Consider the following 16,959-nt stretch of genomic DNA (forward strand, 5'->3'; position numbering starts at 1 on the left):
CGACATGACCCAGCGTCTCGCCGCGCTGCCCGCAGAGCGCCGCGCGCGCTTCCTCACCCGACTGAGGGAGCATGTGCAAGCGGGGTCGACGCGAGGCCCCACGTCGCGGGGCACCACAGGTCCGGCGCCCCTGTCGTACGCCCAGCAGACCCTGCGGTTCTTCGACGATTCCGTGCCGGACCGCCCGGCCTCCGGCACGCCGCTGTGCCTGCGTCTGCGGGGCGGACTGGACACGGCCGCGCTGCGCTCGGCGTTGGCCGCGGTCGTGTACCGGCACGAGGCGCTGCGCACCACGATCACGGCACGTGAGGGCGCCGCGATGCAGGTCGTCGCCACCGAGGTCCCGGTCGAACTGCCGGTGGTCGAGATGGCGGGGGACGACCACGCGCAGCGGCTGGCCGCCGCGCGAGCACTGGTCGAGCGACGGGTCGACGAACCGTTCGACCTGGGCCGGACGCCGATGTGGCGTGCGATGCTGATCAGAGTGGCGCCGGACGACCACCTCTTCCTGTTCCACGCACCCACCCTCGTCTGCGACGCCTGGTCGCGCGGCGTGCTGGTGCGTGACCTCGCCGAGTTCTACCGGTCGTCGCGCGACGGCGACGCACCACGGTTGCCCGGCCTTCCCGTGCAGTACCCGGACTACGCGGTGTGGCAGCGCGACCGGCTCGGCGGCCTGGAGCTGGACGAACTCGCCTCGTACTGGCGGGACAAGCTGGCCGGGGCCGAGGTACTGGAGTTCCCGACCGACCGGCCACGGGGCGAGACCCGGACCTACACTGCCGACACGGTCCGATGCACCGTCGCACACGAGGCCCTGGAGCAGGCGGGGGAGCTGGCCCGGCAGGAGGGCACGAGCTCCTGCGACGTCCTCCTCGCCGCCTTCTTCACGCTGCTGCACCGCTACTCCGGCCTGGACGACCTGGTGATCGGTTCCCCTGACGCGAACCGGCGGCACGACGCCGTGTCCTCGACGATCGGACTCTTCACCGACATACGGGTGCTGCGCGCCGACGTCTCCGGCAACCCGACCTTCCGCGAGTTGGTCCAGCGGGTCAGGCATGTCTCGTCCGAGGCGTCCGAGCGGGGCGGCCTGCCGTTCGACAAGCTGGTCGACGCGGTGGACCCGGTCGTCGACCCTTCGCGCTCTCCGGTCTTCCAGATCGTGTTCAGTGCGGAGCCCGCAGACGCCGCTACCTGTCTGCCCGGTGTCGCCGCCTCGCACGAGGACGTCCGGACCGGCACCACCCCGTTCGACATGAGCTGGCACCTGGTGGAGCAGGCCGCCCCCGGAGTCGACGCCTCCCTTGCCGTCGAGTTCAACGCCGACCTGTTCGATGCCGAGAGCATCGCGCGATTCGCCCGGCACTACAACGGCCTGCTGCACACCCTGACCGCCGCCCCGGATGCCCCGCTCTCCTCCGCCGAGGTGCTGAGCGCGGCGGACAAGGAGTTCCTGGCCGACGTCGGCCAGGGTCCGGTGCGGCCCCTGCGCGAATCGACGGTGGTGGCGGAGTTCGAGGCGCGCGTTCAGGAGTCCCCGGACGGCGTGGCGGTCGTCGTCGCCGGCGTCGAGACCGGCTACGCCGAACTCAATGCCCGGGCGAACCGGCTCGCTGCCCTGCTGCGCGAGCGCGGCGTCGAGGCGGGCGATCGGGTCGGCCTGTGCCTGCGCAGGAACGTGGACGTGCCGACCGCGATCCTCGCGGTGCTGAAGACCGGCGCGGCCTATGTGCCGGTCGATCCGGCGCACCCCTCCGGGCGGGTCGCGGAGATCGCCGCCGACGCGGGCGTGCGGATGGTGATCGCCCACGCCGAAGCGGACAAGGCCCTGAGCGAGGTCGACGCGCCCGTCCTCACCCTGGACGACGTCCGCGAGGAACTGACGGCGCAGCCCGACCACGATCCCCCGCTCGCGGCCCGGCCCGGCGACGTCGCGTACGTCATCTACACCTCCGGCAGCACCGGCAGGCCGAAGGGTGTGCTGCTCGAACACCGAGGTGTGGTCAACTTCATCGACTCCACCCGGGAGTTGTTCGACCTGACACCGGCCGACCGGGTGCTCGGGTTCGCCTCGATGACCTTCGACGTCTCCGTGTTCGAGACCTTCTCGGCGCTGATGACCGGAGCCCGCCTGTGCCTGGCGACCGACGACGAACGGCTGTCCGTCGAACGGCTCCAGTCGCTCATGGAGCAGGCCGGCATCACCGTCATCGACCTGCCGCCCACCGTGATGCCGCTGCTCACACCCGAGAGGTTCACCAACCTGCGGATCGCGTTCGTCGGCGGCGAGGCATTCAGCGGTGAGCTGGTGAACCGGTGGAACCCGGGCAGGCGACTGTTCAACGGGTACGGGCCGACCGAGTGCACGGTCACGATGATCGTGGAGGAGTGCCCGGGCAGCTGGGACGCCTCACCACCGATCGGACTGCCCATGGCCAACCACGTGGCGCACGTGCTTGATCGCGAACTGCGCCCGGTACCGGTCGGTGTGCCGGGTGAACTGGTCATCGGCGGGGCCGGGTTGGCACGCGGCTACCTCAACCGGGAGGAACTGAACGCGGAGAAGTTCATCGTCGACCCGTTCGGCACCGTACCCGGCGGGCGGCTGTACCGGACCGGAGATCTGGTGAAGCGCCTGGCAGACGGACGGCTCGTCTTCCTCGGGCGGATCGACCAGCAGGTCAAGATTCGAGGACTACGGATCGAACTGGGCGAAGTGGAGTCGGCGTTGACCGGCTTCGACGGAATGGGGCCGGTCAGCGTACGGGCGTGGACCGACGGCAACGGGGACAAGCACCTGGTCGGCCATCTGACCGGGGTCACCGAAGAGCAGGTGCCGGCGGTGCGCGAGCATCTGGGCACGCTCCTGCCGTCGTACATGATCCCGTCGTACTTCGTGGTCCTGGACGAGCTGCCGCTCACCAGCAGCGGCAAGGTCGACTGGCGCAGGCTGCCCGCACCAGACCCGAGCCGTGCGGGCGAGGAGGTCAGCGACGAGACGCTCACCGCGACGGAGCGCCGGCTGCTGCGCGAGGTGATCGCTCCCCTGCTGCACGACGACCGGATCGGCGTGCACGACGACTTCTACCTGGCCGGCGGCAACAGCCTCCAGGCCGTGCAGCTGATGTCCGCGATCAACCGCAGGTTCGGGGTGGAGATCGCGCTCGGCGACTTCTTCGCATCACCCACCGTCGCCCACCTCGCCACCACCATCGACACCGTCCGCGCCGCACGGCACGCTGACGACGGCGATCCGCTCCGTGCGCTGGAGAGCCGGTCCGGACGGCAGGCCGCGCCGGACGCCGACCGGGCGCCGGTGGTGATGCGTGCATCGGGTCCGGCTCAGGCGATCCTGCTGCACCCGTCGGGCGGTGAGCTGTTCTGCTACATGCCCCTGGCCAGGGCACTGCGCGAGGACATCGGAGTGGCGGGTTTCGCCGCCGATCCACGCGACGCCCTCGTCGCTCCCCAGGACGGACTGGCGGCGACCGCCGCCAGGATCGCGCACTCCCTGCTGGAAGCCGGCCTGCCCCCGTCGTGCTGCCTGGCCGGCTGGTCCTACGGCGGTGTGCTCGCCTTCGAGGTCGCCCGGCAGATCGAGGGGAAGACCGGGGAACGACCGCCGTTGGTCCTCCTGGACGCCGCCTACGACGAGGACTCCGTCCCCCTCGACGAGGCGACGGTACGGCAGCGGTTCGTGCACGACGTCGCCAGACTGACGGGACGGGACGGCCCTGAGGTGCGCGCGGTCCTCGACGATCCGGCCGCCGGCGTGGCCGACGTCAAGGAGACGCTGACCAGCCTCGGTATCGAACTGGACCTCACCGAGCAGGAGTTGTCCTCCCGCTTCGCGACGTTCCGGTCCTCCGCCCTGTCCATGCAGGCGTACCGCCCGCCGGGCACGTACGGCGGACCGGTCACCATGCTCACCGCCTCACCCCACATCGCCATGGAGGAGCAGTGGCGGACGGTGTGCACGGGCCCGTTCCGGACCGAGAGCGTGCCCGGCGACCACTACACCCTGTTCACGGAACCGGCGTTGAGCCGGATCGTCGCGGCGATCGAAGAGACGCTTGCCTCTTGAGGAGACGTACATGCGGTTCGGATTCACCGAGGATCAACAACGGTTCCGGGCGGAGGTGCGCGAGGCCCTGCGCTCCGCCGAGGTGCGTGCCGCGGCGGAGGAGGCCACCGGCGCCGACGGTGTCGAGCCGGACGCGCGTCCGCTCTACCGGTTGCTCGGCAAGCTGGGCCTGCTCGCCGTGCACTGGCCCGTCGAGTTCGGCGGTGAGGGCCGTCCCCTGACCGATGCCGCGATCGTCGCCGAGGAACTGGTGCGCGCGGGAGTGCCGGACACCTTCCACGTCAACACCATCCAGATCGTCGGCCAGTTCCTGCTGATGGCGGGCAGCGACGAGCAGAAGCACCGGTATCTGCCCGCGCTGGCGCGCGGTCGGAGCTTCGCCTCGGTTCTGTACACCGAACCGGACGCGGCATCGGATCTCGGCGCGCTGCGGGCCGTGGCCGAGCCCGACGGAGACGGCTACCGGATCACCGGCACGAAGGTGTTCAGCCTCAAGACACGCTTCGTCGACCTCGGGCTGTGCGCGGCCCGTACGACGCCAGGAGCCGGGAAGTACCAGGGAATCAGCTTGTTCCTGGTCGACATGGGCGCCCCCGGTGTGACCGTGTCGGTCATACCGGGCGTCGGCGACGAGCACTTCCACCGGGTGGACCTCGACTCGGTTCTGGTGCCGGGCGACGACCTCCTCGGTCCGCGCGACGAGGGATGGCCGCTGCTCAACGAGGCACTGGCCATCGAACGCACCGGTCTCGACTACCACCTCAAGGCGGAGCACTGGCTCCAGGCCGCCCTCGACGCGCTGCTCGACGGCGACCCCGGCTCTTCGCACGACGACCGCCTGGAGCGGATCGGCCGCTGGTACGGCGCGCTGACCGCCGACCACGTCCTCGCCTGGGAGGTCCTCACCGGCCTCGCGTCGGGCCGGGTCGACCAGGTCTCGACGGCCGTCGCCAAGTACCACAGCAGCGAACTCGCCCAGAGCATCGCGGCGTGGGCCGCCGACATCCCCAGCCCCGAGCAGCGGGCGAACCGCAGCAGGGCCGCCGTGACCCTGGACTCCGCCTACCGGGAGGCGCCCGGGCTGACGTTGTCGGCGGGGACCTCCGAGGTGATGCTCCAGATCATGGCCACCGCCTTCGACTCCCTCGGACAGGAAGACCACTGACATGGACCTCACCCCCGATCCGCTCGCCCTCCGACTGCGCAAGGCGGTGCGTACGGGCCTTGCCGGCGTCCCCGCCCGGATGGAGTTGCACGGCGCACCGGTCACCGACGGAGCCCTCGGCCCCACCCGGACAGTGCTTGACGAACTGGGCGCGGCCGACCTCGAACGGCCGGCGTCCGTCGGCGGCCTGGACCTCGGCCTCACGGCCGGGGTGTTGGTCAGCGAGGAGCTCGGTCGCGCGGCCTGCGGAAACTCCTACCGGGCCGATGCGACGGCAGCCGACGTGGGCGGTCCGGCCGGCGCGGCACTGGCGGGTTGGGAAGCGCTGCCGGTCGGCAGCGGGGTCACCGCTATCCCGCGAGCGGGTGGCTGGGAGCTGACCGGCACGGTCACGGTGGACGTTGCGAGCGCCGGGACACTTCTGGTGGCGACCAGGACGGGCGGCGAGCCGGTGGTCGTCGCGGTGGAGCGCAGGTCGCCCGGCTGCACCACGGAGAGCGGGTGCTGGCCGCCGGTAGCCAGGTTCGATGCCACGCCGGTCACCTCTGTGGACGTGCTCGGGACTCTGGACGACTCGCCCACCGGTCCGCTCACCCGGGCGCGGCTACGGCAGGCCGCCTACCTGCTGGGCATCGCCGACGGCGCGCACCAGGCTGCGGTGGAATACACGGGCTTCCGACGGCAGTTCGGCAGCCGACTGCGTGATCTGCCCGCGGTCGCGTTCCCGCTGGCGCGAGCCTTGGTGGCGCTGCGCGCGACCCGGGCGGCGGTGTACCGAGCGGCTTGGACGGTCGACGCGGAGCCGGACGCCGTCGGCACCGCGCCGGTCATGGCGCTGGCGATGGCTGCCGAGACCGCGCGCGACGTGGTGCGGCTGTGCATGCAGAGCTGCGGGGTGCGCGCCATGACGGCGGAATTGGGTCTGCACCGGTACTTCCGGCTAGCCGCGGCCGAATCCGTCCGGTACGGCGTTCCCGCCGCGCTCTGGCGCATCGTCGGCGCCGACCGCGTCCGAACGGCGCGGCGAGCCGCGGCCGGCACGGAGCTTCCGACCGCGGCGACGATCCGGGCCTAGGGGATCAACTGGCGCGCAGGCTGCCCGTCGACATCATTCTCTCGTCGCCGAGGGGCCGGTCGGCCGAGTGGGTGAGTCCGGTGCGGAAGGCCAGTGACACCAGCTCGGCGCGGTCGCGGACGCCGAGCTTGGTCCGCACTCGGTAGAGATGGGTACGGACCGTGGCCTCACCGATGATCAGTTCGCGAGCCACCTCCTCCGTGGACATGCCCAGCGCGACCATCCTGGTCACCTCCCGTTCCCGCGCGGTCAGTTCGGTCAACTCCGGGCACGTCACGGCCTCCTGGGGCTCCGGCTGCGCGCGGAACCAGGTGACCAGGCGTTCGGCGATGTCGGGCGCGAGCATGGTCTGGCCGACGGCTGCCGCTTGAATCGCGGTGATCAGCTCCTGCGGGCTCGCGTCCTTGCCGAGCAGACAGCTCGCGCCGGCGTGCAGTACGTCGCTCACCGTCTTGTCGGTGGTGGACGCAGTGAACACGACGACGTTGGGCGGTTCGTCCTCCTTGCCGAGTCTGCGGATCATCTCAAGGCCGGAGATGGTCTGGAGGCTCAGATCCGTGACCACGACATCGGGACGCAGGGTGCGCACGAGAACGATGGCTTCCATGCCGTTGTGGGTCGTGCCGATCACGTCGATGTCCGGCACTGCATCCAGGAGGGTCTTGAGACCGTCCGCGATCACGGGCAGCTGATCACAGATGAGCACCCGAATAGTCATTATGTTCCCCCGTGAGGATTAGGTAGAAGCCTCGCTGTCACGAACGGGATCGCAGCGCCCCGATATCGCGAGGCACGCCCCAGAACAGTGACTCTTTCGGGTGGCTGGACGGGTGGGCCGCAACCACTGGTTGCGGCCCACCCGCTCAGCCGTTGCCGTTGTTGTCACCCTCGGAAGCGGTCAGGTCCGCCGGCGAGACGAAGGCGACGGTGCGGTGCTGGACCGTCCCCGGCGCGACGGCTTCGGAGGAGATCGTGAACTCCCCCAGAAGCACTCCGAGAGCAAGGGCAGAGGCGGAGGCGATAGGGGCGAAGCGCATCAGTGAACTCCCGTGGCAGAGATGGGCCTTATGACTCCATCGATATTCGCGACTCGCCTTCCCGGCCCGTTCCCCTCCGGACACCCGCCCGATCCCTCTGGCGCAGGCCACCGGATTCACCGGGCTCAGCGTGCGCTCTCCGGCACTTTCATGAGGGAGAAGAGGCTGTCCGCCGCCGCGCGGTGTTGCCGGGCCAACCGGGTATCGCCCTGGGCGTCGGCGGTACGGCCGAGGCCCCACAGCGCGCATGCCTCTTCGTAGCGCAGCTCCATCCGGCAGGCGATCTCGTGAGCCAGGAGCTGCTGGACCTGGGCCGTGTCGAGGTCCCCCTGCGCGTACCGCACGCGCCCCACCGAGAGGTGCACCGTGGCACGGTGGATGTCGTCGGTGCTTCTGGTGGCCTTGGCGAGGGCCTGGTCGGCGCTCTCCGCCGCCTCGTCCGCCTCCCCCATGCGCGCCAGTACGTCGGCTCTGCGGGCGAGCACGAGCGGCAGCACCGAGGACATGTTCATGCGCTGGCACCGCTCCAGCGCCGCGTCGGCCCAGGCGAGCGCCTCCTCGAGGCGGCCGAGGCGCTCCATCGCCTGGGAGAGATTGCTCAGCGCGTCCACGGAGAGCTGTATCTCCTTGATCGAGTCGAAGATGGCCAGCGCCCTCTCCGCCGACGCCGCCGCCTCGTCGAACAGCCCCAGCCGCACCTGGACCAGGCTGAGCGTGCTCAGCGACGAACCGTCGAGCCGGGTGAAGCCGAGCTCCTGCGCTCGCGCGTTGGCCTCCTGGCACAGCTGCAGGGCGCGTTCCAGCTCACCCATGCTGTTGCACGCCTGTCCCAGCCGGGCTCGGCACTCCGCCTCGCTGTGCATGTCGGCCATCTCCCGGGACAGTTCCACGGCTTCCTCCAGCCGGGCGACGGCCTCGCTCAGCTGCCCCAGCCGCCACTTGCCCATGGCCAGATTCATCAGGTTCAGCCGGGTCAGCGACGGGTCCCCGAGTTGCCGCGACGCGCTGACCCCCTTCTCCAGCGCTGCGTTCGCGCTGGCGTCGTAGGCGCGGATACTGGAGTGGAAGCCCAGCTCACGCGGCAGCCGCGCGGCATGCTGCAGCAGTCCCTCGTCGTACGCGGCGTCCACCGCCGCCAGCAGACTGTCGCGGTGCTGGTCGAGCCACTGGAGCGCCTTGTCCTTGTGACGGAACTCGTCGCGCTCCAGACCGTTCGAGTCGACGTCCCCGAAGTGACGCCGCCCGGGGAACAGCGTGTCGCAAGCACGTTCCGCCGAGGTCAGGTAGTGATCGAGCAGTCGTCGCATCGCCTGCCCGTCCTCCGGCTCTTTCTGGCTCTGCGCGACGCGCTGAACGAAACTGCGTACCAGATCGTGCAGCGCGTACACTCCCGGCTCCCTGGCCTCCAGGAGCCGTATGTCCACGAGTTCTTCCAGCACGTCCTCGGCCGCCAACACGTCGGTGTCCAGCAGTGCGGCGGCCTCCTCGGCGTCCAGATAGCGTCCGGGGTGATGCCCCAGCAGCCGGAAGGCCGTTCGCTGTTCCCGGGGCATGGACTGGTACGACAGCAGCAGGGCGCCCGCCACTCCTCTGCCCTCGCTGGTGAGTTCGTCCAGGCGCCGGTCGTGGTCCCGCAGCCGTTCCACGAGTCGCTGGACCGTCCACTGCGGGCGGTTCGCCAGCCGGGCGGCGGCGATCCGGACCGCCAGCGGCAGTCCACCGCACAGGCGCAGCAGCTCACGGGCAGCGGCCGGCTCCCTCTCGACGCGCTCGGCACCGAGGGTGTTGCGCAGGATCTGGTGACTCTCCGGCTCCGGAAGGGGCCTCAGGGAGAGCCATTCGGCTCCGTCCAGACCGGTCAGCCGCGGGCGGCTGGTGATCAGGACCAGACTGTCGGACGAGGCGGGGATCAGCTCCCGCACCTGCTCCGACGCGGCGGCGTTGTCCAGCACCAGAAGCATGCGACGGCCCCGCATGTACGACTGCCACCGCGCGGCGCGTCCCGCCGGCACCGTGGGCAGCTCGTCGCTGGGGATACCGGCGGCGGCGAGCAGGTCCCCTTGTGCCTGGAACGCGTTGAGAGGCGTCTGACCGGGTGTGAAGCCATGCAGGTCGATGAAGAGGCTGCCGTCGGGATACTGCTCGGCCAGTTGATGGGCGGCGCGGATGGCCAGTGCCGTCTTGCCGCCGCCGCCCATGCCGTCGAGGGCCAGGACTGCCGGTGCCCCCTCCACGGAACGCCTCGCCGCGTCGCAGACCCACTCCAACTCCGAGCTGCGGCCGGAGAAGTCGGGCACGTCGAACGGCAGCGCGTGCGGAACCTCCGTCGCCTGGTGCGGAGCACGGGCCACGGCGGGTTCCGGTCGGGTGAGCGACGGGTCCTGGCGCAGGATGCGTTCGTGCAGTCGGGTCAGCTCCGCACCGGGATCGATGCCCAGTTCCTCCGCGAGGTACCGTCGCGCACGGGTGAACTCATCCAGTGCGGCTGCCTGTTGGCCGGAGTGGTAGAGGGCGAGCATCAGCCGGCTGCGCAGCGTCTCGCGGAGCGGATGCTCATCCACGAGGACACGCAGCTCGCTCGTGATCTTGGCGGACTCGCCCGCGTCGATGCACAGGTCATAGAGCTGCTCGGCGGCGGTCAGCCGCTGCTCCTCCAGCGCCGTGGAGGCGGCGTCGATCACATGGCCGCCGGAACCGGACAGCACGGGCCCCCGCCACAGCGCCAACGCCTCACGTAACTGTGCCGCGGCCCGCTCGGTCTGTCCCGCCTCCTGTGATGCCCTGGTCTGCCGCAACAGCTGCTGGTGGCGCAGGAGGTCCAGTTGCTCGGTGTCGACGACCGCGCGGTATCCGGGTCCGTCGGTGACGATGATGTCGTGGCCGTGCGGAATCCGGCTGCGCAGTTTGGCGACCGTCTTGCGCACCTGGTGCTCGGCACTGTCCGGCGGTTCGTCGTTCCACGCGGCCGCCACCAGGCGGGAGACGGGCACGACGCGTCCCGCCTCCAGGAGCAGCATCACGAGGACGCGCCGCTGAAGAGTCCCGTTGACCGGTACGAATGCGCTGCCACTACGTACTTCCAGGGATCCCAGAACAGCGAAATCAAGTCCGGGATCTCTATCGTCTTCCATTTCACTCGATGTCGCGGCCCGCACCTTATCCTCCCCCGATCAGCGATGAGATGGGACGCACGCCACAGAGGGTAGATCATGTCACGGAGCACACGCACCAGGCATATCAGATCTCGCCTCTCCTCCCTCCGCCTCCGCGTCGCGCAGAAGGGGCCACGCCTAGCCGGCGCGCGTCACCCGTCCGCCGGCCGGATGTCGGTGACGAGATCCTGTCGCGCCTTGGCGACCCGTTCACGGGTGACCTCAGGTGTACTCCCCTCCACGACCACGTAGGCGCGCCGGGCGCGCGGATCTCCGATTGACGCGATCCGGTCACCGGCCGAGTACGGGAAACGCGCTCCGCGGACCCATGGCGTCACGGCGATGTCCTCCGTGCCGGTGTACGTCTCCAGCCGCCCTTCGGGCAGCAGCATGAAGCCGACCTCCGCATACTGGAAGGCCTTCGGCACGACCGGGCGGCCACCCAGGAGGGCCGTGAACGTCGCCGCCTCCAGGTCGAACCCGCGCGCGATCTCGACGAGCAGGGGGATGCGGTCGGCGCCCAGGTGCAGGCGGCAGGACACGATCCGCGGCCCGTAGGGCAGCAGCGCCACCTCCGTGTGAGCCGGGCCGAAGCGGTATCCGCTCACCGTCAGCCGCTCCTCGACCACCGCCGAGATGATCTTTTGCTCGTCTTCGGTCAACGGCGCCGGATGGAGGTAGCCCGTCACGACGAAGTCCGGTGGGCCCGTGGTGCGTTGAGCTGTCATCCCCACCACGTGGTGGGTCCCGTCCACGGTCAGCGTCTCGACGCCCACCCTGGGAGCCTCTGCGGGAGCCCGGTCTTCTTCTTCCCAGGACTGCAGCCGTTCGTACACCGCCAGGGGGTTCGGAGACAGACCCAGCCGCGATGCCTCCCGGACCACCGGCAGAACGGAACTGCCGTGTCCGCAGTGCAGAACAGCGTCGATGTCGTGGCGCCGCGCCGTCCGGGCGACGGTATCGCGCAGTCCGGCCTCGTCCGTGAAGTCGGTGAGCAGCAGTTCCTCGGAGGCTGATTCGAGGTGCGGCGCGAAGTCGACCTCCAACTCCGACTCATTCCACAGCGACCAGATACGGAGCCCCCGCTCGGCTCCTTTGCGCACGAGCTGGTGACTGGGCATCACCAAAAGCAGCCTGAGCTGCGAACTTCTCGGGGAGTATGCATACATACGGCCACTGTGCCGTGCGGTCTTCCCTCTCTGGTCCCCTCCCCTTCCCTCCCCGGCGTCAACCTCCGCCGGCTCGGTGCCAAGGCGACCGGTGTGCGGCTCCAGCCGAGAGTGGCACGGGTGACTCGGTGACGGGTAGGCGAGATGTGCAGCCGCCGCGGAGGAAGGTCAACGCTACGCGTACCGCCGGTTGAACCTGTCGCTGACGCGCGGAGTGACCGGGTTCCGTAGCGTCCGTTGTACTCGCCGGGGCGGCCGAGCAAGTCGCCCCGTACTACCGGCGATGACACGCCGGCCCGACATAAAAATCCTGGCGGTGAGATGTCCGAAAACCAGTGGGACGGTGTTGCCGTTTATCACTACCTTGGTCCCGAGCCACGTCGTCTAGCCAAGGACACGCCGTTGTACACCGTGTGAAGTCTCCCGAGCGCTAATTCGTCGCCCGTCGCGCCTCTGCGCCGCGCTTCTTATTGCTGCGAGCTTCTCACTGGAACAGGTGTACCTCCGTGCTCGAAAACTGGGTAGTTGAACCCGTCTGTCTTCCGCTCATTCGCCGCCGTTGCCATGTATGTGCATCCGACAGCTTCCGGACGAGCGGCAAGTTCCGCGTCAACGCGAACCACAAACTCATCGACGTCTGGCTCCTCGCGCTCTGTACCGGTTGCGGGGAGACCACGAAGCTCACGGTCATGGAGCGGATGAACGTGCGCTCCGTACGGCCCGAGTTGCTGGACCGACTGCACGACAACGACCCCCGCCTGGCGGCTGAGCTGCTCCAGGACCCGGTCGTGCGGCGCCGCAATCGCATCGCCCTCGACTGGGACAACGCCTGGCGTCTCGACACCGGCGGATCGAGTCAGCTGGATCGCGACGTGATCGACGTGTCGGTCCGCTTCGCGGCGCGGATCCCCGTCAGACCGGTACGACTGATCGCTGAAGGCTGCGGTCTTTCACGGGCCGAGGTCGAGAAAATGATCACCGACGGGAAACTCGTTTCGTCGGTCCGGCTGAGCGGCAAGCTCTCCGGCGACTTCGCCTTCACGCTCAAGCGCTGAACGCTGTCGTCCGCCTGACCCTGCAGGCAGTCCCTTCAATGTGGTCTGTCAAGCCGCGAGAGCGGTTTGACAGACCACATGAGGAAATCACGAACTCGTCGCGCCGGCCATCGCGGTGGACAAGCACTGCGACGGCTGCACGGCCCATCACGCCCGGCCCGCTGTTCGGCACGGCGCTGCGGAGCAGGAGGCAGCTGAGGCGATAGGGGTCGCCATCTTGATGAACGGTGGGCCGGGCACGGTGTACGGCCCGCGCGCCTTCGCCGCCTTCCGCGCCTTCCGCGCCTTCCAGGCTCCATGCACAGAATCCGGAACCGACCCCCTCCTGCGTCCGGGGGCCCGGGTCCCGCAGGATCGACAGGGCCCGGGCCTCCACTCCCTTGCGCCAGGGGGTGACGTGCGGCATCCAGCCACGCCCGTCCTGGTCGCGCAATGCGTCGACCATCTCATTGATCGGACGTACGTGGAGAGGTGTGGCGCCCCTACTCCTGCTCTATCCGGAACCCTCGTCCCGCATTCGTCGCGCCACATTTCCTCCAGCACGGACTCACCACACCGTCGCGAGGACCCTACCGGGATCATCTGACACTGCAGAATGCCCGATCGCCCCTCACTGCACCGGCCTTTGTGATGACGCTCGGGCAAGCCAGTTGTTGGTTCGGTCTCCGTAGGGAACTGATGACCGAAACCGGCGGAAGCTGAGCACCCACGCGTCCGCCCGCGGCGTGAAACGACGGCGGCCGGCAGATGCCCGCCGACCACCGTCGCGTCTCACGCGAGCGTGAGGAAGAGCTTCTCCAGTTCCTGCTCGGTCATGGGGGGTGCGCCTTCCTCGCTCTCGGCGAGACACTGGCGCATACCGCTCGCGACGATCTTGAAGCCCGCCCGGTCGAGGGCGCGGGAGACGGCGGCGAGCTGCGTGACGACATCCTTGCAGTCGCGGCCGGCCTCGATCATGGCGATGACGCCCGCGAGCTGCCCTTGAGCGCGCCGCAGCCGGTTGAGGACCGCGGTCGCTGCCTCTTCTTCCACCCTCACCGGGTTCCTCCTTCTCACCGACCATCGACTCAAGAATACCCCTTGGGGTATAACACTAGGGCTGTGCGGCCGATTCCCGGGAGCCTACCCGGGGCGCTTCCGCGGCGGGCCGCGGGCGACGCACCCGCGCTGTGACCCAGGTCGCGGCAATCGCTGCCGCCAAGCCGATGCCGGCCCAGGTGAGCGGGCTGGCCCAGACGGCGTGCGGCAGTTGCTGGCCGAGGACGAAGACGCCCATGACGACCACGAACCAGCCGAAGGCCTTGCGCAGGGCGTCCTGGGGGATGCGTCCCGCGAAGCGGCTGCCGATCAGGCTGCCGACGACGGCCGCGCCGGTCACCATCAACGCGACGTTCCAGTCGATCGTCACGCCGGAGAGGTGGCCGGCGAGCCCCGAGAAGGACTTCATCGCGATGACCAGCAGCGACGTGCCGACGGCGACGCTCATGGGCAGCCCTCCGAGCAGGGCGAGGGCGGGGACGACGAGGAAGCCGCCACCGGAGCCGACCAGGCCGGTGACCGCGCCGACGACGAGACCCTCGACGATCACGTGCTTGACGGGGAGTTCGGTGTGGGCGGGGCTGGCCGCTTTCGCCTTGCGGGACTTGCGGAGCATGGCGGCGGCGGTGGCGAGCATCATCAGCGCGAAGGCGACGAGCAGGACGGTGCCGGGGATGTACTCGGCGAGGCGTCCGCCGCCGTAGGCGCCGACCATGCTGACCGCGCCGAAGATCAGGCCGGTGCGCCAGCGCACCCGGCCCGCCCGGGCGTGCGGGATCAGTCCGACCAGGCTGGTGACGCCGACCACGAACAGGGAGGTGGCGATGGCCTCCTTGGTGTCCTGGCCTGCCAGGTAGACCAGGATCGGCACGGTCAGGATGGAACCGCCGCCGCCCAGGATGCCCAGGCTGACGCCGATCAGTACGGACCCTACGAGGACGAGCGTGATCACGAGCGGTCCCGCAGGGAGGCGATGACCGTACGGATGTCGGTGCGAGGGCCGCGGTTGTAGGGCAGCTTGGACAGCATCATGCCCATGGCACAGGTGTTGCTGAGCGCGGCGAAGGTCAGCCCGGCGCCGATGGCGGTGCCGATCAGGTGCGCCCCGGGCACGAACACGCCCAGGACGCCGGTGACCAGCACGACCGATCCGGCGACCAGGCGGACCTGACGCTCCAGATCCCAGCGCGCCTCGCCCCGGTTGACCAGAGCGCCGGCGGCCTCCCAGGCCATCATGCCGCCGTCCAGGACGCGCAGGTTGGGCAGACCGGCCTCGGCGAGGGCCTGCTCTGCCTGGGCGGCGCGGGCACCGGAACGACAGACGAGGACGACGTCCTGGTCGAGGTGGGTCAGGAGTTCGGCCCGGTGCTCACGCAAGGTGTCCAGCGGGACGTTGTAGGCGCCGGGAATGTGGACCGTCCGGAACTCGCCCGGCGTGCGCACGTCCAGCAGACGCGGTCCGCGTCCGTCCTTCATCAGCTGCTGGAGGGCGGCGGGGGTGAGGCCGGTGATACGGAAGGCGTCGGTCTTCATGAAAACTCCGTCGTGGTGAGATGATTCCGTACGCAAATACGGGGTGGGGTATACCTGGGGTCGAGGTCGAGCCGGTGCCCGCGCGAGGAGGGCCAGAGGGTCTCCCCGCAGGGGCACCGGCGGTTCGTCCCGACCCTGAAGGACCGGTCTGTGGGGGTGGCGGCAGCCGGTCAGACGGCCGCAGGGGTACTCAGTAGCGCCCAGGCGGTGTAGCCGCCGAGGATGTCCGAGACATCGGTGAAGCCGTGATGGCGCAGCATGCTCGCGGCGATCGAGGAACGGTGGCCGCCGGCGCAGTGCAGGACCAGGGAGCGGTCGCGCGGGATCTCGTCCAGGCGGCGGGGCAGCTCGCCGAGCGCGATGTGCAGGGCTCCGTCGATGAAGCCGCTGTCTCCGCGCTCGCCGCAGTTGCGGACATCGATGACGACCGGCGGGTTGTCGCCCGACAGGGCGGCACGGACCTGCGCGGCGGTCAGACGACTGGCCGGAGCGACCCCCTCGGCCAGGGCGGTCAGGGCCTCGCCCGGGGAGCGCAGGTAGCCGGCCACACGGTCGAAGCCGATCCGGGCCAGGCGCGTGACGATCTCCTCCTCTCGGTCCTCCGGAGCGACGACCAGCAGCTCCGCGTCGGCGGGCAGGACGGTGCCGGCCTGCTCGGCGAAGCGGCCGTCGGCCGGCACGTTCACCGAGCCGAGCAGATGTCCGGCGGCGAACTCCTGCGGATCACGGGCGTCGACGACCACGGCGCCGGAGGCGCGGAGGGCGGTGAAGTCCTCGACGCTCAGCGGCCTCGGTGCGGCGGCCGGGTCGAACAGCGGGCGCTCACTGCGGTTGAGGATCGCGTCGTAGACGAAGTAGCCGGGAGCAGCGGACTGGCCGGCGGTCACGAGGGCCACGAAGTCGTCCTTCGACATGGGCGCGCAGGCGTAGTTGGTGGCCCTCTGCTCGCCGATGGTGGACTGCTTCTCGGTCGAGAGGTTCTTGCCGCAGGCGGATCCTGCGCCGTGCGCGGGGAAGACCCGCACCTCGTCCGGCAGAGCCATCAGCTTGTTCTGCACGCTGTCGTGGAGCATGGCGCCGAGCTCGTCGGCGGTGACACCGATGGAGGCGAGCAGGTCGGGGCGGCCCACGTCGCCGACGAAGAGCGCGTCGCCGGTGAGCACGCCGTACGGCACGCGGTCCTCGCCGTGCTCGTAGACCAGCACACTGATCGACTCCGGGGTGTGACCGGGCGTCTCCATGATCTCCAGAGTGACGTCACCGAGACTGATGGTCTCGCCGTCGGCGAGCTTGCGGATGGGGTACTCGGTCCCGGCGTGGCGTCCGTAGCCGATCCAGGCACCCGTCTCGGCCGCCATCTCAAGGTGCCCGGCAACGAAGTCCGCGTGGAAGTGGGTGTTGATGACGCCGACCACGGTGAAGCCGTGGGCCTCGGCGTCCGCCAGGTACTCCGAGACGTCCCGGCGGGGGTCGACGACAACCGCGTTTCTGGTGGTCTCGTCGGCGATCATGTACGACGCCTGGGAGAGGCAGTCGAGGTAGTACTGGGCGAAGAACACGGGAAACCTCCGTAAGCGATGACTTAAATACCCCTGGGGGTATCTGAGAGGTCAAAGGGTGGCCCGCTCCCTGGGGGGCGGGCGCGTGA

At 69.7% G+C, this 16,959-nt stretch carries 12 protein-coding genes and 1 pseudogene; 5 read left to right on the forward strand and 8 right to left on the reverse strand.

Annotated features, from left to right (window positions below; translation table 11 throughout):
- The first annotated feature begins 4 nt into the window (after positions 1-4).
- The 3 genes from ACFXOM_RS22450 to ACFXOM_RS22460 are packed head-to-tail and all read left to right on the forward strand — an operon-like array spanning position 5 to position 6,327.
- Positions 5-4,087, forward strand: coding sequence for an amino acid adenylation domain-containing protein (locus ACFXOM_RS22450; protein ID WP_385039046.1), 4,083 nt, complete (start codon positions 5-7; stop codon positions 4,085-4,087).
- 10 nt (positions 4,088-4,097) lie between these two features.
- Complete coding sequence (locus ACFXOM_RS22455; protein ID WP_384939979.1) at positions 4,098-5,252, forward strand: acyl-CoA dehydrogenase family protein; 1,155 nt, start codon at positions 4,098-4,100, stop codon at positions 5,250-5,252.
- A gap of 1 nt (position 5,253) precedes the next feature.
- Positions 5,254-6,327: an acyl-CoA dehydrogenase family protein gene (locus ACFXOM_RS22460; protein ID WP_384939981.1), complete on the forward strand. Its 1,074-nt coding sequence runs from the start codon at positions 5,254-5,256 to the stop codon at positions 6,325-6,327.
- Positions 6,328-6,331: 4 nt separating this feature from the next.
- On the opposite strand, the gene ACFXOM_RS22465 is transcribed toward ACFXOM_RS22460, so the two are convergent.
- The 4 genes from ACFXOM_RS22465 to ACFXOM_RS22480 form a co-directional block, all read right to left on the reverse strand.
- The gene (locus tag ACFXOM_RS22465) at positions 6,332-7,045 is read right to left on the reverse strand and encodes a response regulator (RefSeq protein ID WP_384939983.1); all 714 of its coding nucleotides are present in this window, start codon (positions 7,043-7,045) and stop codon (positions 6,332-6,334) included.
- A 145-nt stretch (positions 7,046-7,190) separates the two neighbouring features.
- Positions 7,191-7,364 (reverse strand): hypothetical protein, encoded by a 174-nt coding sequence (locus ACFXOM_RS22470; RefSeq protein ID WP_384939985.1) that lies wholly within the window; start codon positions 7,362-7,364, stop codon positions 7,191-7,193.
- 125 nt (positions 7,365-7,489) lie between these two features.
- Complete coding sequence (locus tag ACFXOM_RS22475) at positions 7,490-10,495, reverse strand: BTAD domain-containing putative transcriptional regulator (protein ID WP_384939986.1); 3,006 nt, start codon at positions 10,493-10,495, stop codon at positions 7,490-7,492.
- Between the two features lie 173 nt (positions 10,496-10,668).
- Entirely contained in the window at positions 10,669-11,637 is a 969-nt protein-coding gene (locus ACFXOM_RS22480) for a phosphoribosylglycinamide synthetase (RefSeq protein WP_384939988.1), read from the reverse strand.
- Between the two features lie 554 nt (positions 11,638-12,191).
- Between ACFXOM_RS22480 and ACFXOM_RS22485 the strand changes: the two genes are divergently transcribed.
- Both ACFXOM_RS22485 and ACFXOM_RS22490 read left to right on the forward strand, forming a co-directional pair.
- On the forward strand, positions 12,192-12,740 hold the full coding sequence (locus ACFXOM_RS22485; RefSeq protein WP_384939990.1) for a DUF1062 domain-containing protein: 549 nt from the start codon (positions 12,192-12,194) through the stop codon (positions 12,738-12,740).
- Positions 12,741-12,843: 103 nt separating this feature from the next.
- Positions 12,844-13,326 (forward strand): annotated as a pseudogene (locus ACFXOM_RS22490) (carboxymuconolactone decarboxylase family protein); the annotation flags it as partial.
- Between the two features lie 185 nt (positions 13,327-13,511).
- Here the strand turns inward: ACFXOM_RS22490 and ACFXOM_RS22495 are convergent.
- The 4 genes from ACFXOM_RS22495 to ACFXOM_RS22510 form a co-directional block, all read right to left on the reverse strand.
- A complete protein-coding gene (locus ACFXOM_RS22495) occupies positions 13,512-13,778 on the reverse strand; it encodes a metal-sensitive transcriptional regulator (protein WP_384939992.1) in 267 nt (88 codons plus the stop codon).
- A 55-nt stretch (positions 13,779-13,833) separates the two neighbouring features.
- Positions 13,834-14,730 carry a sulfite exporter TauE/SafE family protein gene (locus tag ACFXOM_RS22500; protein ID WP_384939994.1) on the reverse strand — a complete coding sequence of 299 codons (897 nt, stop codon included), beginning with the start codon at positions 14,728-14,730 and terminating at the stop codon, positions 13,834-13,836.
- A complete protein-coding gene (locus ACFXOM_RS22505) occupies positions 14,727-15,311 on the reverse strand; it encodes a rhodanese-like domain-containing protein (RefSeq protein ID WP_384939996.1) in 585 nt (194 codons plus the stop codon). Before ACFXOM_RS22505 ends, ACFXOM_RS22500 begins: the two co-directional genes overlap by 4 nt.
- Positions 15,312-15,481: 170 nt before the next feature.
- Entirely contained in the window at positions 15,482-16,870 is a 1,389-nt protein-coding gene (locus tag ACFXOM_RS22510; RefSeq protein WP_384939998.1) for a rhodanese-like domain-containing protein, read from the reverse strand.
- Between the last annotated feature and the right edge of the window lie 89 nt (positions 16,871-16,959).

It is taken from the genome of Streptomyces sp. NPDC059169 (assembly GCF_042755225.1).
Taxonomy (GTDB): domain Bacteria; phylum Actinomycetota; class Actinomycetes; order Streptomycetales; family Streptomycetaceae; genus Streptomyces.